Source organism: Cellulosimicrobium sp. XJ-DQ-B-000 (genome assembly GCF_031119065.1).
Lineage (GTDB): Bacteria > Actinomycetota > Actinomycetes > Actinomycetales > Cellulomonadaceae > Cellulosimicrobium > Cellulosimicrobium funkei.
Window position 1 is genome coordinate 167,654 of the sequence record NZ_JAVHYN010000002.1, and the last position, 22,586, is coordinate 190,239.

Genomic DNA, 22,586 nt, shown 5'->3' on the forward strand with positions numbered 1-22,586 from the left:
CGCCCCCACGACCCACCGCGAGGCTGCCCTCCCGACGGGCTCGGCGGGCGTCCGACCGGTCGCCCGGGACCGCCCGAGAAGCGCCCCGGATCCGGGACCATGGTCCCTGTCGGCCCCGCGGCGCACGTTCGTACGCTGGGTGCGGCGCCGGGCCGGCAGCGCGCCCACCCTGCCGGCCGGCGCCACCTTCTGCCCCGCCCGCCGGACCTCTCCGGCGGGGCCCCGCGGACCCGAGGACCGCCCGTGACCGGAACGACCACCGCGCTCGCGGACGACGCCCGCTCGCCCGGCCCGACGGCGTCGGGCCCGACGCCGGACGCGGGCTTCGACCCCTTCGCCCGGCCCACCGGCTGGACCCACTCCCGTGGCGTGCTCTTCGGCGAGATGCTGCTGTTCGGGCTGCTGAGCCTCACCGCGGCGTTCGTGCTGTCGTACGACGCGGTCCTCCTCGCCGGGGACCCCGGCGCGGTGCTGTCGTGCGACGTCAACACCGTGCTGTCGTGCGGGACGGTCGCGCAGTCGTGGCAGGCGCAGGTGTTCGGCTTCCCCAACGCGTTCCTCGGGCTGATCGCGGAGCCGATCGTCATCACGACGGCGGTCGCGGCGCTCGGCGGGACCCGCTTCCCCCGGTGGTTCCTCTTCGCCGCGCAGTGCGTCTACCTGCTCGGGGTCGTGTTCGCGTACTGGCTCTTCTACCAGTCGATGTTCGTCATCGGGGCGCTGTGCCCGTGGTGCCTGCTCATCACGGTCTCCACGACGCTCGTGTTCGCGTCGCTCCTGCACTGGAACGTCCTGGAGGACAACCTCTACCTGCCGCGCGGCGCCCAGGCGCGCCTGCTCGGGTTCGTGCGGTCGGGCGCGTACGGCTACCTCGTCGCGGCGTGGCTCGTGGGCCTCGCCGCCCTCGTGCTGCTCAAGTACGGCCCGGCGCTGCTGGCCTGACGGCCCACGCGGCCGAGCACGAGGCTGCTCCAGGGAAGCGGACGGGAACGACGGCGACCTCGTGCTCGGCGCGCGGCGGGCGGGTCAGGGCGTCGTCGCCCCCAGCGTGTAGGCGCCCGAGCCGGAGTACGCCTGGACGACGAACCGGTAGTAGCCCGCGGCCCCCGAGTAGGAGACGGACTCGTTCGCGCCCGGAGAGGTCGACTGCGCGACCGTCGTCCACGTCGACCCGTTCCAGCGCTGGAGGAAGAGGTCGAAGTCGGCACCGCTCGGACCGCTCACGCACGCGCGGTGCGTCCCGGCGGCCCCGGCCGTGTAGTACGACCCGTCGGGCTGGACCGCCGTCGTGCCCGCGGCGAGCGACCCGGAGTACGTGCGGGCGTAGCCGCTGCAGCCCGTCGGCGGCTGCGGCGTGCCGCCCCCGCCGTCGCTCGTGAGGAGCGTCAGGCCGTACGCCGAGAGGATCTCGCCCACCGGCTGGAAGTACGTCGTCCCGCCGGAGCTGCAGTTCCCGGACCCGCCGGACGTGACGCCCTGCGCCTGGTTGCCCGCGAGGAGCGAGCCGCCGGAGTCACCGGGCTCGGCGCACACCGTCGTGCGGATGAGGCCGGTGACGGTCCCCTGCGGGTAGGTGACGGACGCGTTGTACGCCTGGACGGTGCCGCAGTGCCAGCCGGTGGTCGAGCCCGAGCGGCAGACGGAGGCCCCGACCGGCGCCTGCGTCGCGCCCGCGACCGCGACGCGGCCCCCGGCGTAGTTGTTCACCGCGCCGACGGGCGTGTTGCCCGCGTCGACCTGGACCCACGCGTAGTCGTTGCCCGGGAAGCTCGACCCGCGGAACGTGCCCGCCGGCCCGGACGTGCGCGCACCGGTCGAGCCGCAGTGCCCGGCGGTGACGAACCCGCCCTGGACCGCGAACCCGACCGAGCACCGGCTGCCGCCGCCGATCGTGTACGCGTTGCCGCCCACGACGTCGATCAGCGGCCGCGGGGACTCCGTCGTCTCCTCGTACGCGACCGCGTCGGCGGGCACGCCCGCGGCGGCGACCTGGGCGGCGACGTCGGCCTGGCCGCCCTCGCGCACCGAGACGACGACGCGGTTGCGCGTCACGTCGACGTACCAGCCCGGCAGCGCCGCCGGGTCGTCGGCGAGCGCGCCGTCGAGCGTCGCGCGCCAGGTCTCGAGGTCGGCGAGCGTGTGGTCGACGTCGACCGCGGTGGCGCCCTCGGCGCGCACCGTGCGCGCGTCGGCGGCGTCGGTGACGCCGACGTAGAGGACGTTCGCGGCGTCGTCGACCCACGCGCCCGCGTAGTCGGCGCCGAGGCGCTGCTCGAGCGCGGCCTCGGTGCCCGCCGCGTCGGACTGGAAGGCGAGGCGCGTCCGTGCGTCCCGCGCGCTGAGGCCCAGGTCGCGCTCCAGCGCGCGCTCCAGGCCGGGGACCGTCTTGGGGACCGCGCGCACCGTCGCGCGCTGGTCGTCGGGTGCGGGCGTGGCGGCGACGGCGTGCGTCGCGGCCCCGCCCGCCAGGAGCGTCGCCGCGGCGGTGACCGCGGCGAGCCTCCTGCGGAGTGGTCGTGTCATGTCGTCCATTCCCTTCGCCGGGCCCGGGTGGCCCGGTCGAGGCCACGCTAGGGACGCGTCCAGGGCGCGCCCAGATCACGATCAGGTCATACGCGGGCGCTATGTGCGGGCTCGCCCCTACGCGGTCTCCACCGGGTGCTCGGCGCGCCACCGCCGGTAGCGGGGCGAGCGCTGCACGGCGTCGCGGTGCGCGCCCGTCGCGGCCCGCAGGACCGCGTCGACCGGGAGGCGGTCGACGGCGTCGCGCCGCCACCCCACGTGGTGCGTCCAGCGCAGCGGGGCGCCCTCGAGCGCGACGGTCCGCACGCCGGGGGCGTCGAGGAGCACGGGCTGGACGAGCGCGACGGCGTGCCCGCCGCGCACCTGGTCGATGCACGACGTGCGGTCCGACTCCCCCATCGCGCGCGGCGTGAAGCCCGCCCGCGCGCACGCCCCCACGAAGCAGCGCTCGAAGCACCCGCTCCCGGGGGCCGTGAGCCACAGCGCGTCGGCGAGCTCGCCCAGCCCGACGGCGTCGCGCCCGGCGACGGGGTGGTACTCGTCGACGAGCACGAACACCGGGTCGGTGGACACCGCCGTCCACACCAGGCCCCCGGCGGCGGGCGGGGACGCGTCGCCGCACATCCCGACGAGCGCGACGTCGAGCGTGCCGCTCGCGAGCCGGTCCGCGGTCTCCTCGACGGACCACGACGTCGCCGTCGTGACGAGCAGGTCGTCGACCCCCAGCGCTCCGGGCAGCGCGGTGTGCAGCCGGCTCGCGAACAGGCCGCCGATCGCGGAGCTCACCGTCCCCACGTGCACGCGGCCGACCGTGCCGTGCTCGCTCGTGAGCCGCCGGGCGTCGTCGACCAGCGCGGACATGGCGGGCAGCACGACGCGCGCGTGCCGCAGCACGAGCTCGCCGAGCTCCGTGGGGCGCGCGCCCTGCCGGTCGCGCGTGAAGACGCACCCGCCGAGCGTACGGTCGATCCGGTTGAGCTGGGCGGTGAGGGCGGGCTGCGCGAGGCCCAGCGACGCCGCCGCCTTGGTCACGCTGCCCGTCTCGGCCACCGTCACGATCATGCGCAGGTGCCGCACCTCGAGGTCCATGCCGCCCCAACGTATCGGTGCGGCCGGGGCGTGTCGCGCGCGTCAGCCCACGGGTGCGAGGAAGCCGTCGCGCACGAGCCCGCGCACGTCGGGCAGGAGCTCGCCCGCGAGGTCCTCGGCGCCGACCTCGAACAGCGCGGCGATCGCTCCCACGAGCTGGCCGACCGTCAGCTCGCCGTCGCTCGCGCCGACGAGCGCGGCGAGCCCCGTCGTCGCCCGCACGGCGCGGCCCAGACCGTCGCCCTGGCGCAGCAGGACGACCGTGGGGTCCGGCGCGCCGGGCGTGTGGAACCGCTCCTCCGTGACGTCGGGCGCGACGGCGAGCCGCTCGCCCGCGAGGGCCGCGTCGTCGCGCGCCGCGAGCCAGTCGTGCGCCGCGAGCGACGCCGCGAGGTGCGCGCCGAGCGGCTGGCGCACCGACCCGGTGTGCTCCTCGAGCCGCCGCAGCGTCGGGCGGGCGCCCGCGAGCGGACGGCGCAGCGTGACGATGCCGAAGCCGACGGCCTCCACGTCGCGCGCGGCGAAGTCGTCGAGCCACGCGCCGTACGCAGCCGCCCACGCCGCGGGCTCGCGCTCGGGGGTCGTGCCGCCGTCGCGGATCCAGGTCTCGGCGTACTCCGCGGGGTCGAGCACCTCGCGCTGGACCACCCAGCCGTCGAGGCCGGCCTCGTCGAGCCACGCGCCGACGCGCTCGTCCCACGGCACGCCGCGGCGGTGCTCCCAGTTGCCGAGGAGCTGGGCCACGCCGCCGGGCTCGAGCACGGCGCCGACCCCGGTCACGAGGTCGCGCACGAGGTCGTCGCCCGACCGGCCGCCGTCGCGGTACTCGTAGTCCGGGAGCGCACCACCGGCGGCGCGCGGGGTGATGACGAACGGCGGGTTCGACACGACGAGGTCGAACCGCTCGCCCGCGACCGGCTCCAGCATCGAGCCCTCGCGCAGCTCGACCCGCCCGGCCGGTGCGGCGCCTCCGGGCCTGGCCGCCGAGGAGTCGCCGGAGTCCTCGTCGAACGCGGCGTTGAAGGCAGCGTTGAACGCGGCGAAGCCGAGCGCCCGGCGCGAGATGTCCGTGCCGACGACAGCGCGCGCGTGCCGCGCGGCGTGCAGGGCCTGGATGCCGCAACCCGTCCCGAGGTCCAGCACGCGCCCGACCGGCGTCCGGACCGTCACCTGGGCGAGCGTCAGGGACGCGCCGCCCGCGCCGAGCACGTGGTCCGGGGCGAGCCGGCGGCCCGTCGCGAGCTCGCCCAGGTCCGACGACAGCCACCACGTGACGGGGCCCGCGGCGTCGGTCGCCGCGTACGGCCGCAGGTCGACGAGCGCGCGCACCGCGTCGTCGTCGCCCGCGCCCGCCGTCTCGACGAGGCCCAGCCGCCGTGCGCCGTCGACCCCCGTCCGCCCGAGCGCCGCGTCGAGGGCGCGCCGGGGCACGTCGTCGCCGAGGAGGAAGAGGGCGGCGAGAGCGGCCGTGGGGTCGGCCTCCTCCCGACCGCGGTCGCGCAGCGCGCGCCGCGCCGGGACGGCCTGCTCGCGGTGCAGCGCGGCGGACGCGACGGGACCGAGCACGCGCTCGACGCCGTCGACCGTGAAGTCCGCCGCCGCGAGGTCCTCGCGCAGCGTCGCCGCGGCGGCCGCGAGGTCGGCGGGGGCGAGGCCGGCGCCGGGCGGGACGGGGCCGGGCCCGTCCGCGACGGTGCGCGACGACGGGCTCGGGGTGCTGGAGGCGGGAGGCATGGCTCCATCCTCACCGATCCGCGCGCGGCTGCCGAGGGCCCGCGCCGCCCCGGACGCGACGGACCCCCGGCTCGCCGAGGCGTGCCGAGGGTCCGTGGGGGAGGTCGTCGTCAGCAGTTCTGCGTGCCGTAGACCGCGACGTTCTGCGCCGAGGTCTGGAAGGTCTCGTCCGTCATGAGCGACGTGATCGAGGAGATGTCCGCGTTCGCCGGGTCGGCGACCGCGGTCTCGAGCGTGTCCGTGAGCTGGCGGAAGACGCCCGTGACGTTGTCCCAGTCGGTGCTGATCTCGGCCGGGGCCTCGGCGGCCTCGAGCGACGCCGTGAACGTCTCGAACTGCGTCACGGCGGCGGCCGGGTCGCTCGTGTCGATCGAGCTCAGGGTCGTCTGGGCGTCGAGCAGGGCGTCGTAGGCGGTGCAGAAGTCGCCCGACGCCTCGGTGTCGGCGGACTCCTCCTCGGTGGGCTCCTCGGACGGGGTGGTCTCCTCCTCGGCCGACGTGCTGGTCTCCTCCGCCGGCGTGGTCTCCGAGTCGGTGCTCGCGTCGTCGCCGGAGCCACCGCAGGCGGCCAGGCCGAGCACGAGGAGGGCGCTCGTCGCGAGGGCGGTCGTGGTCTTGGTGATCGTCAGTCGGGTGCGCATGACGCCCATGGTTTCCCACGGACGCGCGTCGCGCGCCCTCAAAACGTCGAAGTGGGGACCGCTCCCCATGTGGCCATCGCCACGGGGTGAAGTTCCGGCGCGTGCCGGTCAGCGCGCGCAGCCGGCCCGGAAGTACTCGGTGACCGCCCGGGACGACGACGTGAGCGCCGCCGTGTCGATCCGGCGCCCCACACGGTCGATCGCCCGCGACAGCTCGCCCGTGTCCCGCGTGCCGGTGGCCTCGACCTCGTCCGCGATCATCGTGAGGTAGGTCGTGACGACGGCCCAGTCGCGCGCGACCGCCACGGGCGGGGTGGTCCCGGCGAGCGTGTCGCGGGCGGTGGTGAACCCCTCGACGAGGGCCTCGGGGTGGTCGACCGTGAGGTTGACCTGCGCCTTGGCCGCCGCGCCCCACGCGACCTCCGCCTCCCGGCACGCCGGGTCGACGGCGCCCGCCCCCGGGTCCGTGCCGTCGTCGGGCGCGGTGGGGTCCGACGTGTCGGGGTCCGTGCCGTCGGCGGGTGCCGCGCCGTCGTCCGCGCCGTCCCCGGCACCCGGGGACCACGCCGCGGGGGCGGCGGGCGGGGGCGGTGCGGCGGCGGGTGCTGCGCCCGGGAGGGCAACGACGTCGAACGCCCCGCTCGCGACGACGGCGAGGCACAGCCCGGCGACGACGGCGAGGACCGCGGCGTGGGCCACGGCGCGCACCGGTGATTGCATGGCCCCTATGATGACGCCTCCCGCGGGCGCGAAGAACCCCGCGGGCCTGGTCGGCCGGCGGGGTCCTCGGGGTCGCCGCGGCGTCAGCCCATCGTGTTGACGATGAGGCCGATGTGGGTGAAGAAGTTCATCGCGCCGAACAGCAGGAACGCGACGCCGGACAGGCCCCAGGCCCACCCGATGACGACCCGCACGACGCGCCGCCCGGAGCGGACCGCGAACGGGAAGAGGATCGCGCCGACGCCCACGAGCGCGATGAGCCCGGACATGAAGATCGCCTCGACGAGCGGGTAGGCGGCGAACGCGCCGGAGATCGGCTCCTCCGGCGGCGCGGCGAAGAGCTGGTACGTCACGCCGGCGATCGCGATGGCGACGAGGCCGAGGCCCATGCCGAGCACGAACACCGACACGGGGCGCGCGACGGCCTGCAGGTGCTCGGTGGCGTCGGCCCGCTCGAGCGCGGCGCGGCCGCGCGTCCAGAGGTAGAACGCGGCGGCGAGGAGCAGCACGCCGAACGCGAGGCTCGTCTCGCCGAAGATGATGTTGTCGAACGGGAAGCCGCCCGCGGCGAGCGGCCACGTGAGCGTCATGTGCAGCCCGGTCGCCGTGAGGATCGTGCCCAGCACGCCGAACGCGAGCGACCAGCCCTCCACGACGATCTTCCCGGGCGCCCGCAGCAGCTCGCGGCCGAGCATGACCAGCAGGATCAGCCCGGCGCCGACGGCGACGGACATCACGGTGTTGTAGGTGGGCATCTGTGCCCAGTCGATGACGAGCCCCTCGGCGGCGACCATCCTTCTCCACTCCTCGTTCGTTCCACGGGCCGCGCTCGCGGTCCGAGGGCGATAACCATACGCACGTATAGGTTATTCCTCACTACGATGGCCGCGTGGACGACGCTGCGGGTGCCCGGGACCGGTCGGCGACGAGCGGCGCGCGGGGCGCGCGCACCACGGTGCAGGGGCGCAGCGCGGAGCGACAGCGCGCGATGGTCGACGCCGCCGCGCACCTGCTCATCGACCAGGGCTTCGCCGCCGTGACCCACCGGCAGGTCGCCCGCGCCGCGGGCGTGCCGCAGGGGTCGGCGTCGTACTACTTCCCGACGAGCGCCTCGCTCGTCGCCGCCGCCGTCGAGGCCGCGGAGGACGTGCGCGCGACGTCCGCGCAGGAGCACGCCGACACCCTCGCCCACCGGCGTCGCTCGAGCGCCGCGACGGCGCGCGAGCTCATCGAGACGCTGTACGCCCCGCACGTGGACGACTCGGTGGTCGACGTGCGCCTCGACCCCATGCTCACGGCCATGCGGGACCCGGCGCTGCGGCCGATCATGCGCGCGTCGCGCCCGCGCCTGCTTGCGGCTGCACGGACGGTGCTCGACGCGTCGGGCCACGGGCACGTGACCGACACCGACCTCGTCGCGCACGTCGTGGACGCGGCGCTTCTCTCGGGGGCCGCCGCGGAGGACGGCCACGTGCTCGACCACGCGACGCGGACCGTCGCCCGCTTCCTCGACCACTGGCACTGACGGCGCAAACTTACTGACCAGTTACTTGGTTTCCGGTAGAGTGACGGCGCCCGGTCCGCCGACGCCGTGCCCGCACCCGCGGCGCCGCCGGGTGCCGTCGCCGCCGCCGTGGAAGGACCGTCCTTGAGCACCCTGCCCTACCTCGACCCCGCCGTGCCCGTGGCCGACCGCGTCGAGGACCTCCTCGCCCGCATGACGCTGCCCGAGAAGGTCGGACAGATGCTCCAGCTCGACGCGCGCGACGGCGTCGGCCCCGCGGTGCTGGAGAAGCACGCGGGCTCGCTGCTGCACACGTCGCCGGAGAACGTCCTCGCCGCGCACGAGCTCACCGGGCGGACGCGGCTGCGCATCCCCCTGCTGATCGCCGAGGACTGCATCCACGGCCACTCGTTCTGGGTCGGCGCGACGATCTTCCCCACGCAGCTCGGCATGGCCGCGACGTGGGACCCCGCGCTCGTGGAGCAGGTCGCGCGCGCGACCGCGGTCGAGGTCGCCGCGACCGGCGTCCACTGGACCTTCTCCCCCGTGCTCTGCATCGCCCGCGACCTGCGCTGGGGCCGCGTCGACGAGACGTTCGGCGAGGACCCGTTCCTCATCGGCGAGCTCGCGTCCGCGATGGTCCGCGGCTACCAGGGCGACGGGCTGTCCGACCCGACGGGCGTCCTCGCTACGGCGAAGCACTTCGCGGGCTACTCCGAGACGCAGGGCGGGCGCGACGCGAGCGAGGCCGACATCTCGCAGCGCAAGCTCCGGTCCTGGTTCCTGCCCCCGTTCGAGCGGGTCGCGCGCGAGGGCTGCGCCACGTTCATGCTCGGCTACCAGTCCATGGACGGCGTGCCCGTCACCGTGAACGGCTGGCTGCTCGACGACGTCCTGCGCGGCGAGTGGGGGTACACCGGCACGCTCGTCACCGACTGGGACAACGTGGGCCGCATGGTCTGGGAGCAGCACATCCAGCCCGACTACGTGCACGCGTCCGCCGCGGCCGTGCGCGCCGGCAACGACATGGTCATGACGACTCCGCGTTTCTTCGAGGGCGCGCTCGAGGCGGTGGACCGCGGCCTCGTCGAGGAGGCGGCGATCGACGCCGCCGTCCGGCGCATCCTCACGCTCAAGTTCCGCCTCGGCCTGTTCGAGGACCCGCGTCGCCCGGACGTCGCGCGCCAGCAGGCGGTCATCGCGTCGGCCGAGCACGCCGCGGTGAACCTCGAGGTCGCGCGCCGCTCCCTCGTGCTCCTCGCCAACGACGGCACCCTCCCGTTCGCGGGCGGGCTCGACCACGACGCCGGGACGCCCGACGGCCGGGCCCTCGCCCCGGCCGGGGCGCCCGCCCGGAGGATCGCCGTCGTCGGCCCGAACGCGGACGACGACCACACGCAGCTCGGCGACTGGGCGGGCGCGTCGGGCCAGGCCGACTGGCTGCCCGACGGCCACCCGCGCGAGATGACGACGACCGTGCTCGACGGCTTCCGCGCGCTCGCCCCGGAGGGCTGGGCCGTGACCCACGCGCGCGGCGCCGACATCCTCACGCTCGCGCCCGACCCCGAGGGCGAGCTGTTCCCCGACGGGCAGCCGCGGCCGCAGGTCGTCGTCCCGGCCGCGCCCGACGACGCGCTGATCGCCGAGGCCGTCGCCGCCGCGCGCGACGCCGACCTCGCCGTCGCCGTGGTGGGCGACCGCATCGAGCTCGTGGGCGAGGGGCGCTCGACCGCGACGCTCGAGCTCGTCGGCGGCCAGGTCGCGCTGCTCGACGCCCTCGTCGCCACCGGCACCCCCGTGGTCGTGGTCGTCGTCGCGTCGAAGCCGCTCGTCCTGCCGCCGTCGGCGCACGCGGCGGCGGCGGTCGTCTGGGCGGCCAACCCCGGGATGCGCGGCGGCCAGGCCGTCGCCGAGCTCGTGCTCGGGCTGATCGAGCCCGAGGGCCGGCTCCCGATCTCGTTCGCACGCCACGCCGGCCAGCAGCCCACCCACTACAACGTGGTGCGCGGCCAGCACGGCGTCCGCTACGCCGACCTCACGCAGAGCCCCGCGTTCGCGTTCGGCGAGGGCCTGAGCTACACCACCGTCGAGTACGCCGACCTGCGGGTGCTCGGCACCGAGCACGGGCCCGACGACGTCGTGCGCGCCGAGGTCACGCTGACGAACACCGGGCCTCGTCCCGTGCGCGAGACCGTTCAGGTCTACGTGAGCGACACCGTCACGTCGGTGACGTGGGCCGAGAAGGAGCTCAAGGCCTACCGCAAGGTGGACCTCGCGCCGGGCGAGTCGGCGACCGTCGGCCTCGAGGTGCCCGTGGTGGACTGCACGCTCGTCGACGCGCGCGGGCGCCGCGTCGTCGAGCCGGGCGCGTTCGAGCTGCGCGTCGGACCGTCGTCGCGCGAGGACGCGCTCCTGCGCGCGTCGTTCACCGTCGCGGGCTAGTCCCGCGCACGACGGAGGGCGCCCGGGTCGACCCGGGCGCCCTCCGTCGTCTGCGGCGGCCGGGCCTCAGGCGCCCGTCGCGACGCGCTCCCGCTCGACGGCGGACTCCTCGCGGTCGACGCGCGCCGCACGCAGCCGCGACATGATCACGGCGCCGAACGCGATGGCGGCCGCGACGACCGCGATCGCGATGCGCAGGACGTGGTTCGCGTCCTCGGGCACGCTCATGAGCACGACCGCGGGCGCGATGAGCACCGACACGAGGTTCATCACCTTGATGAGCGGGTTGATCGCCGGGCCGGCGGTGTCCTTGAACGGGTCGCCGACCGTGTCGCCGATGACCGTCGCGGCGTGCGCCTCCGAGCCCTTGCCCCCGTACGCGCCGTCCTCGACGATCTTCTTCGCGTTGTCCCACGCGCCGCCCGAGTTGGCGAGGAACACGGCCATGAGCACGCCCGCGCCGATCGCACCGGCGAGGAAGCCGGCCAGCGGCCCGACGCCCAGGCCGAAGCCGACGGCGATGGGCGCGAACGCGGCGAGCAGACCGGGGGTCGCGAGCTCGCGCAGCGAGTCGCGCGTGCAGATGTCGACGACCCGGCCGTACTCGGGACGCTCCTGGAACGTCATGATCCCGGGGTGCTCGCGGAACTGGCGGCGCACCTCGAACACGATCGCGCCCGCGGCCCGGGTCACCGCGTCGATCGCGAGACCTGAGAAGAGGAACACCGTCGCGGCACCGAGGATCACGCCCACGAGCGTGATGGGCGAGATGATCTGGTAGTCGAGCATCGCCGTGACGAGACCGCTCCCGACGCCCTGCACGTCCGCGAGCGCGTGACTCACGGCGTCGGCGTACGACCCGAACAGGGCGGTCGCCGCGAGGACGGCCGTCGTGATCGCGATGCCCTTGGTGATCGCCTTCGTCGTGTTGCCCACCGCGTCGAGGTCCGTGAGGATCTGCGCGGCCTCTGCGTCGCCGTCGCCCGACTCGCCGACCGACATCTCGTAGATGCCCTGGGCGTTGTCGGAGACGGGACCGAACGTGTCCATCGCGACGATGACGCCGACCGTCGTCAGCAGGCCGCACCCGGCGAGGGCGACGAGGAACAGCGCGAGCCACACCGACCCGCCCGCGAGGAGGAACAGCCCGCAGATCGCCGCGGCGATCACGCCCGCCGTGTACACGGCCGACTCGAACCCGACCCCGATGCCCGACAGCACGACCGTCGCCGCGCCCGTGCGCGAGGTGGCCGCCACGTGCAGGGTGGGCTTCGACGTCGTGCCGGTGAAGTAGCCCGTGATCCACAGGATGATGCCCGCGAGGACGATCCCGATGACGACGGCGAGGCTCGCGACGACGCGCGGGTCGGCCGCGATCCCGGACAGGTCGCCGAGGTCGGCCGTGCCGTCGAGCGCGGCGAACGACGACGGCAGGTAGACGAACGCGGCGACGGCGGCGAGCACCGCGCCGATGAGCGCCGAGAGGTAGAACCCGCGGTAGATGGCCTTGAGGCCGTTCTCCTGGCCGCGCACGCGCGTGATGAACACGCCGAGCACCGCGACGAGCGCGCCCAGCGCCGTCACGACGAGCGGGAACACCAGGCCCTCCTCGCCCATCGCCGCCTTGCCGAGGATGAGCGCCGCCACGAGCGTCACCGCGTACGACTCGAACAGGTCGGCCGCCATGCCCGCGCAGTCGCCGACGTTGTCGCCCACGTTGTCCGCGATGGTCGCGGCGTTGCGCGGGTCGTCCTCGGGGATGCCCTGCTCGACCTTGCCGACGAGGTCCGCGCCGACGTCCGCCGCCTTGGTGAAGATGCCGCCGCCGACGCGCATGAACATCGCGAGCAGCGCGGCGCCGAACCCGAAGCCCTCGAGCACCGCCGGGGCGTCGCCCTTGTAGACGAGCACGACGCCCGCGGCGCCGAGCAGGCCGAGGCCGACGACCGACATGCCGACGACGCCGCCCGTCCGGAACGCGATGCGCGCGCCCTCCGAGCGTCCGCCCGGCCGGGTCGCGGCCGACGCGACGCGCACGTTCGCGCGCACCGCGAGCCACATCCCGAGGTAGCCGATCGCGGCCGAGAACCCGGCGCCCACGAGGAACGCGACCGAGCGCCCCACGCGGATGCCGCCGTCGCCCGGCAGCAGGAACAGGAGGCCGAAGACGATCGCCGCGAACAGCGCGAGCGTGCGGAACTGGCGGCTCAGGTACGCGCCGGCACCCTCCTGCACGGCCTGGGCGATGTCCTGCATCTTCGCCGTGCCCTCGTCCGCGGCGAGGACCTGTCTGCGCAGCACGACCGCGAAGGCGAGGGCCACGAGGGCGATCGCCGCGATGACCGCGACGATGGTGAGACTTTCCGTACCGAGCGTGAGCATCCGTCCTCCTTGACGAACCGCGCGACCGTCGCGCCGGTCCCCTGCCGGAGCGATGGGGGTGAGTCTACGCACGTGTGTCGTACGTCACGACCACTCGTGCAGGACGTCACGAGCGCGTCTTTCGCCCGACTCCGGCGAGCGGTCGGGTGAAAGTCAGGATGTGGCCCCAACCGAACTCTCGCGGCGGGCGTTGAGAGGGGCGACGGTGTTCACGACAGGCAGGAGGCATGCGCGATGGCGCGTTGGGAAACGGTGCTGGACGAGATCGTCCGCACCCGGCGGAGGGCGCTCGTGGGGTACGCCTTCCTGCTCACGGGGCACGCCGCAGAGGCGGAGGACCTCGTCCAGGAAGCTCTGTTCCGGACCTTTCGCCGCGGGCGGGCGGCGACGGACTTCCAGCTCGCCGAGAGCTACGTCCGCCGGACGATCCTCACGGCATACGTCGACGGGACCCGCCGTCGCAAGCGGTGGGACGGCGTGCGCCACCTCCTCGGCCCGCGCCCCGAGGTGGACGGGCCGGCCCTTCCCGAGGTGCGCCTCGACATCCTGGAGGCGCTGACCACGCTCTCGCCGCGGGAGCGCGCGTGCGTCGTCCTGCGGTACTTCAGCGACCTGCCCGTCCGCGACGTCGCCGCGCAGCTCGGGATCACCGAAGGGACCGCCAAGCGGTACCTCAGCGACGCGACCACCAAGCTCGCGGCCCGGCTCGGGCCGGTCCGAGCGACCGACGACGACGACCTGACCGTGAAGAACCTGCGAGGTGCGCGATGAACCGGCCCATCACCGACGAGCCCTTCGACCTCGAGCGGGCGCTGCGCTCCGCCGCGGACGCGGTGCAGCCCACGACCGACGACGCGGTCGCCGGTCAGCGCCTGCACAGCGCGGTACGGCGTGTCCGCCGCCGCCGCGCCGGGCTCGTCGTCGGCACCGCCGCCGTGTTGACGGTCGCCGTCGTGGGCGTCGGCGCGAGCGCCCTGCTCGACGACGATCCGCGCCCCGTCATGCCCGCTCCGGCGCCGAGCCCGGAGCCCACGCCGAGCCCGACACCCACGCACCGGGCCACGTTCCCCTCGCCCGTCACGACCGACGCGCTCCAGTGCGGCGCGCCCGCACCGGCGGCGACGGGCACGGACCTGCTCGCGACGGCGTCGGTCGCCCCGGCCGCGGTCTCCGTGACGTCCCCCGACCTCGTCGAGGTCACGGCCCGCGTCTCCGTCGACGCCAGCGCGCGGGTCAGCGCCCTGGACCCGGCCGGGCTCGTCGGGTACGTCGTCGTCCAGGACGGGCTCATCGCGTCGTCCCTGACGCCCTCGAACCTGGACGGGGCGCCGCAGGTCGATCTCGCCGAGGGCGACGTGCTCGACCTCGCCGCGTCGATCGACTCGTTCGCCTCCTGCGACCCCACCGGCGTCACGGATCACTCGCCGTCGCTCCCGCCGGGCGACTACGAGCTCGCGGTGGTCGTCCCCTGGCTCGTGTCGTCGTACGCTCTCGAGCACGACGGTGCCTGGGGCGAGCCCGTCACCTCCCCCGGCGGCGAACCGCTGTTTGACGGCTGGCTCGTGTCCGCGACAGTGCCGTTCACGGTCGCGCCCGATCCGTACATGGAGGCACCGCCGGCCACCGACCCGGTGCCCGGCGCGTTCCCCGGCCCGACGACGACGTTCCCCGCAGCGCTGTCGTACGAGGACCTCCGGTGCGGCATGCCCGCGCCGGCCCCGACGGGCGACGAGCTCCTCGCACGGCTCGAGACCGCGGAGGCTCTCTCGGTGGTGACCGGGACCGAAAGCACCCTGCCCGTGCGGCTCGCCGGGCTGCCCACGGCGCGCACCGAGACGGTCGACTTCCGCTGGGTCCGCGCGTACGTCGTCTCTCGGGACGGCGTGATCGTCAGCTCGACCGCACCGGCCACCGACTCCGAGGCGTACACGGTCCTCGAGCCGGGCGCGACCGAGCAGCTTGATCATGCTGTCGGGGCTACGGTGGCCTGCGAGTGGGGACTGCCCTCGGGGAACTCGCTCCCGCCCGGCGAATACACAGTGCAGGCGGTGCACCCCTGGGTCGTCACGTCGTACGCCCTCCAGCAGCTCGACGGCTCCTGGGGCGCCGAGACCACGGATGGCAGCCCCCACAAGGGCTGGCTCGTGTCCGCGCCGGTCCGGCTCACGATCTCCTGACCGCTCAGAGCACTGGGGAGAACCGCGCTCCGTCGACCGCTCGCGGTCGCCCCCCAACGGTTCCGGTCCGGCGGACGTCATGATCGGGCAGACGGGTCGAGGACGGCGAGGGAGCACGGGCGTGGCACGGTGGGACGACGAGCTGGGCGACCTGGTGGCCCGGCGTGGTCGTGCGCTGAACGGCTACGCCTACCTGTTGTGCGGCGACGCGCAGCAGGCGGAGGACCTCGTTCAGGATGCGCTCGTCAAGGTGTTCTCGCAGCTGCGCAGACCATTGAAGGGGCGGCCCGGCGCCGTCCGGACCGTCGACCTCGACGCGGACCCGCCGGGGCGGCCGGAGATCGTCAGCACCGAAGGGTACGTGCGCAGCGCGATCCTCACGCTCTACCTCGACGGCTACCGGCGACGACGGAGGTGGACGGGCGTGCGGCACCTCGTCGCGACGGACGACGCCGCGCGTGGTCCCGAGGCCCCGGCCACCGCGCGTGCTGACGTCGCCGCGGCTCTCGCCGGGCTGACACCACGACAGCGCGCGTGCGTCGTCCTGCGGTTTTTCGAGGACCTGACCGTGCCGCAGGTCGCGGCCGCCCTCGGCAGCGCCGAGGGCACCGTCAAGCGTCACCTGCACGACGCCATGGCGGCGATGCACGGCGCGCTGCACGACGACCGCGCCAACGCCCGACCCGCATCACCACCCCGCTGAGAGGCGAGCACGATGATCACGCACCACGCGCGCGACGACCGGGAGTCGCCCCCGCCCCCGGGAGACGGGGAGGCTCTCGCGCGCGCCTTGCGCACGATCGCCGATGACGCACCCGCAGCTTCGGCGGACGTCCCGGTCCGGCTCGACGCCGTCCGCTCCCGCGTGCGGCGGCGACGCTCGGCGAAGAGGACGGCGCTCGGCGCCGCGGCGTTCGGTGTCGTGGCCCTGCTCGCCCTCGGCGCGACGCAGCTCCCCGCGTGGGACACGCGCGGGCCGCTGCCTGCGGAGCCCCCGACGCCGGTCGCCGCCGCGTGCGGCACGACCGTGGACCTCGACCCCCTGCCGGAGGCTGGGCCCGACAGTCCCCCGTTCATCCCCGCCTACGCCGTGGCCCTCGACGGAGACACCCAGGTCGCCGCCGGGTCCCGCTGGAACGGCATGCTCCGCGTCACGAGCGGGTCCAGCCGCCCCGGCGACACGGTGCGGCTCGTCGACGTGGACCTCGTCGCCGCACGAGGGCTGGAGGTCGTCGGCGTTCCCGGCGAAGCGGTCGTCCCGTCCCAGGAGTCCGCCGAGGCGAACGGCACCTCCGGTCCCCGGGTCGGCGTGCACTTCGTCTCGTGCGAGTCCGGCGGCCCCCTCGCACCGGGCGCGTACGACGTGTACGCCCGGGCGACGCTCCTGCCCGGGACGGGCGAGATTCCCGTCCTCGCGGGGCCCGTCACTATCGAGGTGGCAGACCGTCGGGCGACGCTCGACGGCGTCGGCGGCCGGTCGCCCTGGCTTGCAGAGACACCCGCTTCGCGCGGGGATGTCGGCTGACGACCCGACGTCGCTCGCCGACACGACACTCACGGACACGGGAGACGAGAGGTTGTCGTCATCGCGGCGAGCGTCGGGCCGGCGGCGTCGGTGCGCGACGGGTCGATCACTCGCGGCGGTGACCCGCCCGACCGGCGCCCGTTACGGAGCGGTCGTGCCGAGCGCGAGGCGCGCGACGGCGTCGGGCCGGGTGAGCGGGTAGAGGTGGCCTTCCCCCGCGAGCCCGACCCGCGGGACCCCGAGCCGGTCCGACAGCTCGCGCTGCGCGCGCAGGAACCGGGCGCTCGCCCGCAGCCCGGTGACGAGCAGCGGCTCGGCGCCCGCGGGCAGACGGCGGCCGTCGTCGAGCAGGTCGCGCACGCGCGGCGCCTGCTCCCAGCTCGCGAACCACTGGTGGGCGAGCAGAGTCCACGCCTCGCGCGAGCCGTAGCGGGCGTGCGCGACGTCGTGCGGGAGGCGGTCCGGGGCGCGCGTGACGACCCGGACGCCCACGCGGCGCAGGTTCGCGCCCGTCACGGCGAGCCCGGTCGCGAGCACGCCCGCCGCCGCGGTGCCGGCCCGGGCCGTGACCCGTCCCGTGTGCAGGGCCGGGAGATGGGCCTCCCACGGGCTCGTCGGGTCGAGGAGCACGAGCCGGCGGACCTCGTCCGGGTGCCGCAGCGCCCACTCGATCGCGGTGAGTCCGCCGACGGAGTGCCCCACGAGGTCCACGGGCCGCGACCCGTCGACGCCCAGGCCCTCCCGCACCACGTCGACCGGTCCCGTCACGGGCACGCGCCACGCGTCGAGGACGCGGACGTCGTCGGTGCCGGACGCGGTGCCGAGGGCGCGCGCGAGCGGGGCGAAGTCCTCGGGCGTGAGCGCCAGGCCCGGCAGGACGACCCAGGTCATGCGGACTCCCTCTCTCGCGGTGCGCGACCACCCTACGGAGCGCTCCTGGGCGTGCGTAGGGTGGAGCCTGTGTCGACGCCCAGCACCCCCGTGACCGACCCGACCCTCCACGACCGCGCCCTCGCCCACGCGCACGATCTCGCGACGTTCGTCGAGGCGTCCCCGTCGTCGTACCACGCGGCGCACGAGGTCGCGCGCCGGCTCGAGGCCGTCGGCTTCGAGCGCCTGGACGAGACCGCGGCCTGGCCGTCGGTGACCGAGGGCGACGGGCCCGCGGGCGGGCGGTACGTCGTCGTGCGCGACGGCGCGGTGATCGCCTGGGCCGTGCCCGCGGGCGCGACGGCGACCACGCCGTTCGCGATCCTCGGCGCCCACACCGACTCGCCCGGCTTCAAGCTCAAGCCGCGCCCGAGCGTCGGCCGCGAGGGCTGGTGGCAGGCGGGCGTGGAGATCTACGGCGGCCCGCTGCTCAACTCGTGGCTCGACCGCGAGCTCGAGCTCGCCGGTCGCCTCGTCACGGCCGACGGCGAGGAGCACCTCGTGCGCACGGGCCCCCTGCTGCGCATCCCGCAGCTCGCGATCCACCTCGACCGCGCCGCGAACGACGGGCTCACGCTCGACAAGCAGCAGCACACGCAGCCCGTGTGGGGCCTCGCGTCGGCGTCGGGTCCGGCCGGGTCCGACGTCGCGGGCGCGCCGCACGGGACGAGCGGCGGGGACGTGCTCGCCGAGCTCGCGCACCACGCGGGCGTGCGGGCGAGCGAGGTCGCCGGGTACGACGTCGTGGTCGCCGACACCCAGTCGCCCCGCGTGTTCGGCGCGCACGACGCGTTCCTCGCGTCCGGGCGGCTCGACAACCTGCTGTCGGTGCACGCCGGTCTCGTCGCGCTGCTCGAGGTCGCGGGCACGCCCGACCGGCCCGTCGAGGGCGCTGCGATCCCCGTACTCGCCGCGTTCGACCACGAGGAGATCGGGTCGGAGTCGCGCTCCGGCGCGTCCGGCCCGTTCCTCGCGGACGTGCTCGACCGGGTCGCGGCCGGCCTCGGCGCGACGGAGGAGGAGCGGCACCGTCAGCTCGCGGGGTCGCTGTGCGTGTCGAGCGACGTCGGCCACTCGGTCCACCCGAACTATCCGGAGCGGCACGACCCCGCGAACCGGCCGCTCGCCGGCGGCGGGCCGATCCTCAAGATCAACGCGAACCAGCGCTACACGACCGACGCGCACGGCGCCGCGGCGTGGGCGCGCGCCTGCGCCCGGGCCGGGGTGCCGAGCCAGGAGTTCGTCTCGAAGAACACCGTGCCGTGCGGCTCGACCATCGGGCCGCTCACCGCGACCCGCCTCGGCATCCGCACGGTCGACGTCGGGGTCCCCATCCTCTCGATGCACTCCGCGCGCGAGCTCACCGCCGTCGTGGACCCGTGGTACCTCTCGCGCGCGGTGCTCAAGATCTTCCAAGGCTGAGGTCCGGGCCCACCCCACCGGCCGAGCAGGCGGTTCTGGTTCGTCCTGGGCGCGGGACGGACCAAGACCGCCTGGTCGGGCAGCCGCGATCGCCTGGTCGGGACCAGTCAGGGGCGCTCGGCGCGGGCGCGGACGCCGCGCAGCATCTTCTGCGTCATGAGGAAGCTCACCGGCTGTACCGCCTCGACGACCGCGCGGCCCGCGGCGCCCAGCGGCAGATACCGCTCGCGGACGAGCAGGCGCGACCGCGGGGTGCCGTCCGACCCCGGCGGCAGCGGTCGCACGACGAACGCCCACGAGAACCGGAACGGCATGGTGTCCGGCTGCCCTGGCCCCGGCGCGCCGAGCAGCACGAGGTGAGAGCCCGGCTCGAGCGCCGCCACCCGGAGGACGGCCTCGTCGGCCAGGTGGACGTCGTCGCCCACGGCGAGGCCCTGCCAGCGCTCCTCGATCGACTCCGCGCTGCGGATGCCCAGGCCGACCAGGTTCTCGAGCGCGTCGTAGGAGTAGAAGCCGCCGCGCCCCTGACCGAGCTGGACGAGCCACGGCCAGACGTCGGCCGGCGGCGCGCCGACCGTCACGGCCCGCGTCGCGACGACGGCGCGCGCGTCGGGGACGAGGTCGTCGCCGGGGAGCACGCACTCGTGCTCGCCCTCCCAGGTGCCCCACGTCTGGGTCATGCGCCGGGTGAGCAGGAGCGCCCCGGCGGCGAGCGCCGTCGTCGTCAGGACCCGGATCCCACGCCACGCTGCCATGCGTCGATCGTCGGCCGTGCGCCCCTCCCCGCGCGAGGGCCGGAGGTCCCGAGCACGGCCCTCGGCCGAACCGTGGGCCCGAGGTGGGACACTCGGAGACGTGCTGCACGCCCCCACCACCTCCCCGCGACCGACGAGCGCGACGCTGCTCGACGTGCTGCGCGCGGGCGGACGGCGCGACGAGCGGCTGCGGCACGTGCGCGAGCTGCCCGCGCGCCCCGGCACCCAGGGCGAGTGGCCCGCGTGGGCCGACGCGTCGCTCGTCGCCGGGTACCGCGCGCTCGGCGTGGAGCGCCCCTGGGAGCACCAGGTCGAGGCGGCCGACGCCGCGTGGTCGGGCCGGCACGTCGCGCTCGCGACCTCCACGGGCTCGGGCAAGTCGCTCGCGTTCTGGCTCCCGGCGCTCACGGCCGTGCGCGCCGACGCCGCGACGCGCGTGCTCGACCCCGGCCGCATCGAGTCGGTCGCACGGCGCGGCGCCGTGCTCTACCTCTCGCCCACGAAGGCGCTCGCGGCCGACCAGCTCTCCGGGCTCCAGCGCCTCCTCGACGCCGCCGGGACGCGCGACGTGCGGGTCGCGACGTGCGACGGCGACACCGGGCAGGACGAGCGCCGGTGGGTGCGCGAGCACGCCGACGTCGTGCTCACCAACCCGGACTTCCTGCACTTCGCGCTCCTGCCGCACCACCGCGGCTGGACGCGGCTGCTGCGGGACCTGCGGTACGTCGTCGTGGACGAGGGGCACGCCTACCGGGGGGTGTTCGGCGCGCACGTCTCCCTCGTCCTGCGGCGCCTGCGCCGGCTCGCGGCGCACTACGCGCGCGAGGACGACCCGCCTCCGACGTTCGTCGTCGCGTCGGCGACGACCGCCGACCCGGCCACGAGCGCGGCGCGGCTCGTCGGCGTCGAGCCCGACGACGTCGTGACCGTCGCGCGCGACACCTCCCCCGCGGGGCGCAAGACGTTCGCCCTGTGGGAGCCGCCCGTCGTGGTGGGCTTCGAGGCGTCCGCGGACGACGGCCCCGCGGAGGGTCACGACGACGACCCGGCGGTCGCGACGCCCGCCGAGGGGCCGGAGCACCCGCGCCGCAGCGCCACCGCCGAGACGGCCGACCTGCTCGCCGACCTCGTCATCGCGGGCGCCCGCACGCTCGCGTTCACGCGCTCGCGCCGCGGCGCGGAGTCCGTCGCGGTCCAGACGCAGGACAGCGTGCGCGTCGTCGACCCCCGGCTCGTGCGCCGCGTCGCCGCCTACCGCGGCGGCTACCTGCCCGAGGAGCGGCGCGAGCTCGAGGACGCGGTGCGCACCGGCGACGTGCTCGGCCTCGCGACGACCAACGCGCTCGAGCTGGGCGTCGACATCTCGGGGCTCGACGCCGTCCTCATCGCCGGCTGGCCCGGCACCCGCATGTCGGTGTGGCAGCAGGCGGGCCGCGCCGGGAGGGCGGGCGCCGACGGCCTCGTCGCGTTCGTCGCCCGGGAGGACCCGCTCGACACGTTCCTCGTGCACCACCCCGAGGCGGTGTTCGACGCACCGCTCGAGGCGACCGTGTTCGACCCCGCGAACCCCTACGTCCTCGCGCCGCACCTGTGCGCGGCGGCGGCGGAGGTGCCGCTGCGGTCCGAGGACCTCGCCGCGTTCGGCACGCCCGACGTCGTGCGCGGCCTCCTCGACGTGCTCGTCGCGCGCGGCGCCCTGCGCCGCCGGGCGTCCGGCTGGTACTGGACGCACGCGCAGCCCGCGTCGGGCATGACCGACCTGCGCGGCTCCGGCGGCGCGCCCGTCCGGGTCGCCGAGGCACGCACCGGCCGGCTGCTCGGGACCGTCGACGCCGCCTCCGCGGACGGCTCCGTGCACGACGGCGCGGTGTACGTCCACCAGGGCCGCACCTACGTCGTCGAGCACCTCGACCTCGCGGACCACGTCGCGCTCGTGCGTCGGCAGGACGTCGACCACGGCACGTGGTCCCGGTCGACCACGTCCATCACGATCGTCGACGAGCCCACGGACGGGGACGTCGCGACGGGCCGCGAGGTCGTCGAGCGCAGCTGGGGCCCGGTCGGCTGGGGCTACGGCCCGGTCGACGTGTGCTCCCAGGTGGTGAGCTTCCAGCGACGCCGCCTCCTCGACATGCAGGTCCTCGGCACGGAGACCCTCGACCTTCCCGAGCGCACGCTGCCGACGATGGCGGTCTGGTGGACCGTCCCCGCCTCCGTGATCGAGGAGGCGGGCGTCGACGCCGACGAGCTGCCCGGTGCGCTGCACGCCGCCGAGCACGCGTCGATCGGTCTGCTCCCCCTCCTCGCGACGTGCGACCGCTGGGACCTCGGCGGCGTGTCGACCGCGCTGCACGCCGACACCGGCGAGGCCACCGTGTTCGTCCACGACGCCTACCCCGGCGGGGCCGGCTTCGCCGAGCGCGGTTTCGAGCTCGGCGCGACCTGGCTCCGCGCGACGCGCGACGCCATCGCCCGCTGCCCGTGCCACGACGGCTGCCCGGCGTGCGTGCAGTCGCCCAAGTGCGGGTCGTACAACGCCCCGCTCGAGAAGGCCGCCGCCGTCCGGCTGCTCGATGCCGTGCTGGCGCACGCCCCGGCCACGGCAGCTGAAGCCGACGCCGACACTGCGGGACGGACCGCAGGTCTCCCGCGATAGGGCACGGCACCTCCGCAAGGTCGAGGCCTGGTGCCGTCCGGTCGCTCCCGCCGCGCGAAGGGCCGCTCTCCCCAGGTCACGCTCCG

18 protein-coding genes are annotated in these 22,586 nt (G+C 75.5%); 9 read left to right on the forward strand and 9 right to left on the reverse strand.

What is annotated here, in order from left to right:
• The first annotated feature begins 243 nt into the window (after positions 1-243).
• Positions 244-942, forward strand: coding sequence for a vitamin K epoxide reductase family protein (locus RDI86_RS04620; protein WP_251176511.1), 699 nt, complete (start codon positions 244-246; stop codon positions 940-942).
• Positions 943-1,026: 84 nt separating this feature from the next.
• Here RDI86_RS04620 and RDI86_RS04625 read toward each other — a convergent pair whose 3' ends face one another.
• From RDI86_RS04625 to RDI86_RS04650, 6 genes are all read right to left on the reverse strand, one after another.
• Positions 1,027-2,523, reverse strand: coding sequence for a S1 family peptidase (locus RDI86_RS04625; RefSeq protein ID WP_076404043.1), 1,497 nt, complete (start codon positions 2,521-2,523; stop codon positions 1,027-1,029).
• 117 nt (positions 2,524-2,640) lie between these two features.
• Positions 2,641-3,612 (reverse strand): LysR family transcriptional regulator, encoded by a 972-nt coding sequence (locus RDI86_RS04630; protein ID WP_061266591.1) that lies wholly within the window; start codon positions 3,610-3,612, stop codon positions 2,641-2,643.
• 42 nt (positions 3,613-3,654) lie between these two features.
• Complete coding sequence (locus tag RDI86_RS04635; protein WP_308820824.1) at positions 3,655-5,346, reverse strand: methyltransferase; 1,692 nt, start codon at positions 5,344-5,346, stop codon at positions 3,655-3,657.
• Between the two features lie 110 nt (positions 5,347-5,456).
• Positions 5,457-5,987, reverse strand: coding sequence for a hypothetical protein (locus tag RDI86_RS04640; RefSeq protein WP_128957560.1), 531 nt, complete (start codon positions 5,985-5,987; stop codon positions 5,457-5,459).
• Between the two features lie 108 nt (positions 5,988-6,095).
• On the reverse strand, positions 6,096-6,707 hold the full coding sequence (locus RDI86_RS04645) for a hypothetical protein (protein WP_308820825.1): 612 nt from the start codon (positions 6,705-6,707) through the stop codon (positions 6,096-6,098).
• Between the two features lie 83 nt (positions 6,708-6,790).
• Entirely contained in the window at positions 6,791-7,501 is a 711-nt protein-coding gene (locus RDI86_RS04650) for a DUF981 family protein (protein ID WP_021482095.1), read from the reverse strand.
• Between the two features lie 95 nt (positions 7,502-7,596).
• Between RDI86_RS04650 and RDI86_RS04655 the strand changes: the two genes are divergently transcribed.
• Positions 7,597-8,232 (forward strand): TetR family transcriptional regulator, encoded by a 636-nt coding sequence (locus RDI86_RS04655; RefSeq protein WP_308820826.1) that lies wholly within the window; start codon positions 7,597-7,599, stop codon positions 8,230-8,232.
• Between the two features lie 123 nt (positions 8,233-8,355).
• On the forward strand, positions 8,356-10,653 hold the full coding sequence (locus RDI86_RS04660) for a glycoside hydrolase family 3 N-terminal domain-containing protein (RefSeq protein ID WP_308820827.1): 2,298 nt from the start codon (positions 8,356-8,358) through the stop codon (positions 10,651-10,653).
• A gap of 66 nt (positions 10,654-10,719) precedes the next feature.
• On the opposite strand, the gene RDI86_RS04665 is transcribed toward RDI86_RS04660, so the two are convergent.
• Positions 10,720-13,035 (reverse strand): sodium-translocating pyrophosphatase, encoded by a 2,316-nt coding sequence (locus RDI86_RS04665; RefSeq protein ID WP_114553775.1) that lies wholly within the window; start codon positions 13,033-13,035, stop codon positions 10,720-10,722.
• A gap of 234 nt (positions 13,036-13,269) precedes the next feature.
• On the opposite strand from RDI86_RS04665, the gene RDI86_RS04670 reads away from it, so the two are divergent.
• From RDI86_RS04670 to RDI86_RS04685, 4 genes are all read left to right on the forward strand, one after another.
• Positions 13,270-13,806, forward strand: coding sequence for a sigma-70 family RNA polymerase sigma factor (locus RDI86_RS04670; RefSeq protein ID WP_061266586.1), 537 nt, complete (start codon positions 13,270-13,272; stop codon positions 13,804-13,806).
• Complete coding sequence (locus RDI86_RS04675; RefSeq protein WP_308820828.1) at positions 13,803-15,212, forward strand: hypothetical protein; 1,410 nt, start codon at positions 13,803-13,805, stop codon at positions 15,210-15,212. The genes RDI86_RS04670 and RDI86_RS04675 overlap by 4 nt, the downstream gene beginning before the upstream one ends.
• A 121-nt stretch (positions 15,213-15,333) precedes the next feature.
• Positions 15,334-15,915, forward strand: a complete 582-nt coding sequence (locus RDI86_RS04680) for an RNA polymerase sigma factor (RefSeq protein ID WP_061266584.1) — start codon at positions 15,334-15,336, stop codon at positions 15,913-15,915.
• A 12-nt stretch (positions 15,916-15,927) separates the two neighbouring features.
• Positions 15,928-16,737 carry a hypothetical protein gene (locus tag RDI86_RS04685; RefSeq protein ID WP_308820829.1) on the forward strand — a complete coding sequence of 270 codons (810 nt, stop codon included), beginning with the start codon at positions 15,928-15,930 and terminating at the stop codon, positions 16,735-16,737.
• A gap of 141 nt (positions 16,738-16,878) precedes the next feature.
• Here RDI86_RS04685 and RDI86_RS04690 read toward each other — a convergent pair whose 3' ends face one another.
• A complete protein-coding gene (locus tag RDI86_RS04690) occupies positions 16,879-17,628 on the reverse strand; it encodes an alpha/beta hydrolase (protein WP_308820830.1) in 750 nt (249 codons plus the stop codon).
• Between the two features lie 69 nt (positions 17,629-17,697).
• On the opposite strand from RDI86_RS04690, the gene RDI86_RS04695 reads away from it, so the two are divergent.
• Positions 17,698-19,089 carry a M18 family aminopeptidase gene (locus RDI86_RS04695; protein ID WP_374990515.1) on the forward strand — a complete coding sequence of 464 codons (1,392 nt, stop codon included), beginning with the start codon at positions 17,698-17,700 and terminating at the stop codon, positions 19,087-19,089.
• Between the two features lie 107 nt (positions 19,090-19,196).
• Here RDI86_RS04695 and RDI86_RS04700 read toward each other — a convergent pair whose 3' ends face one another.
• On the reverse strand, positions 19,197-19,844 hold the full coding sequence (locus RDI86_RS04700; protein ID WP_076403448.1) for a hypothetical protein: 648 nt from the start codon (positions 19,842-19,844) through the stop codon (positions 19,197-19,199).
• Positions 19,845-19,944: 100 nt separating this feature from the next.
• On the opposite strand from RDI86_RS04700, the gene RDI86_RS04705 reads away from it, so the two are divergent.
• Complete coding sequence (locus tag RDI86_RS04705; RefSeq protein WP_308820831.1) at positions 19,945-22,500, forward strand: DEAD/DEAH box helicase; 2,556 nt, start codon at positions 19,945-19,947, stop codon at positions 22,498-22,500.
• Positions 22,501-22,586: the final 86 nt, after the last annotated feature.

Bases quoted from the DNA above. Each gene is read 5' to 3' on its own strand.
- RDI86_RS04640 (WP_128957560.1), bottom strand. From the start codon at position 5,987: ATGCGCACCCGACTGACGATCACCAAGACCACGACCGCCCTCGCGACG.
- RDI86_RS04690 (WP_308820830.1), bottom strand. From the start codon at position 17,628: ATGACCTGGGTCGTCCTGCCGGGCCTGGCGCTCACGCCCGAGGACTTC.
- RDI86_RS04635 (WP_308820824.1), bottom strand. From the start codon at position 5,346: ATGCCTCCCGCCTCCAGCACCCCGAGCCCGTCGTCGCGCACCGTCGCG.
- RDI86_RS04650 (WP_021482095.1), bottom strand. From the start codon at position 7,501: ATGGTCGCCGCCGAGGGGCTCGTCATCGACTGGGCACAGATGCCCACC.
- RDI86_RS04645 (WP_308820825.1), bottom strand. From the start codon at position 6,707: ATGCAATCACCGGTGCGCGCCGTGGCCCACGCCGCGGTCCTCGCCGTC.
- RDI86_RS04685 (WP_308820829.1), top strand. From the start codon at position 15,928: ATGATCACGCACCACGCGCGCGACGACCGGGAGTCGCCCCCGCCCCCG.
- RDI86_RS04675 (WP_308820828.1), top strand. From the start codon at position 13,803: ATGAACCGGCCCATCACCGACGAGCCCTTCGACCTCGAGCGGGCGCTG.
- RDI86_RS04625 (WP_076404043.1), bottom strand. From the start codon at position 2,523: ATGACACGACCACTCCGCAGGAGGCTCGCCGCGGTCACCGCCGCGGCG.
- RDI86_RS04670 (WP_061266586.1), top strand. From the start codon at position 13,270: ATGGCGCGTTGGGAAACGGTGCTGGACGAGATCGTCCGCACCCGGCGG.
- RDI86_RS04665 (WP_114553775.1), bottom strand. From the start codon at position 13,035: ATGCTCACGCTCGGTACGGAAAGTCTCACCATCGTCGCGGTCATCGCG.
- RDI86_RS04700 (WP_076403448.1), bottom strand. From the start codon at position 19,844: ATGGCAGCGTGGCGTGGGATCCGGGTCCTGACGACGACGGCGCTCGCC.
- RDI86_RS04630 (WP_061266591.1), bottom strand. From the start codon at position 3,612: ATGGACCTCGAGGTGCGGCACCTGCGCATGATCGTGACGGTGGCCGAG.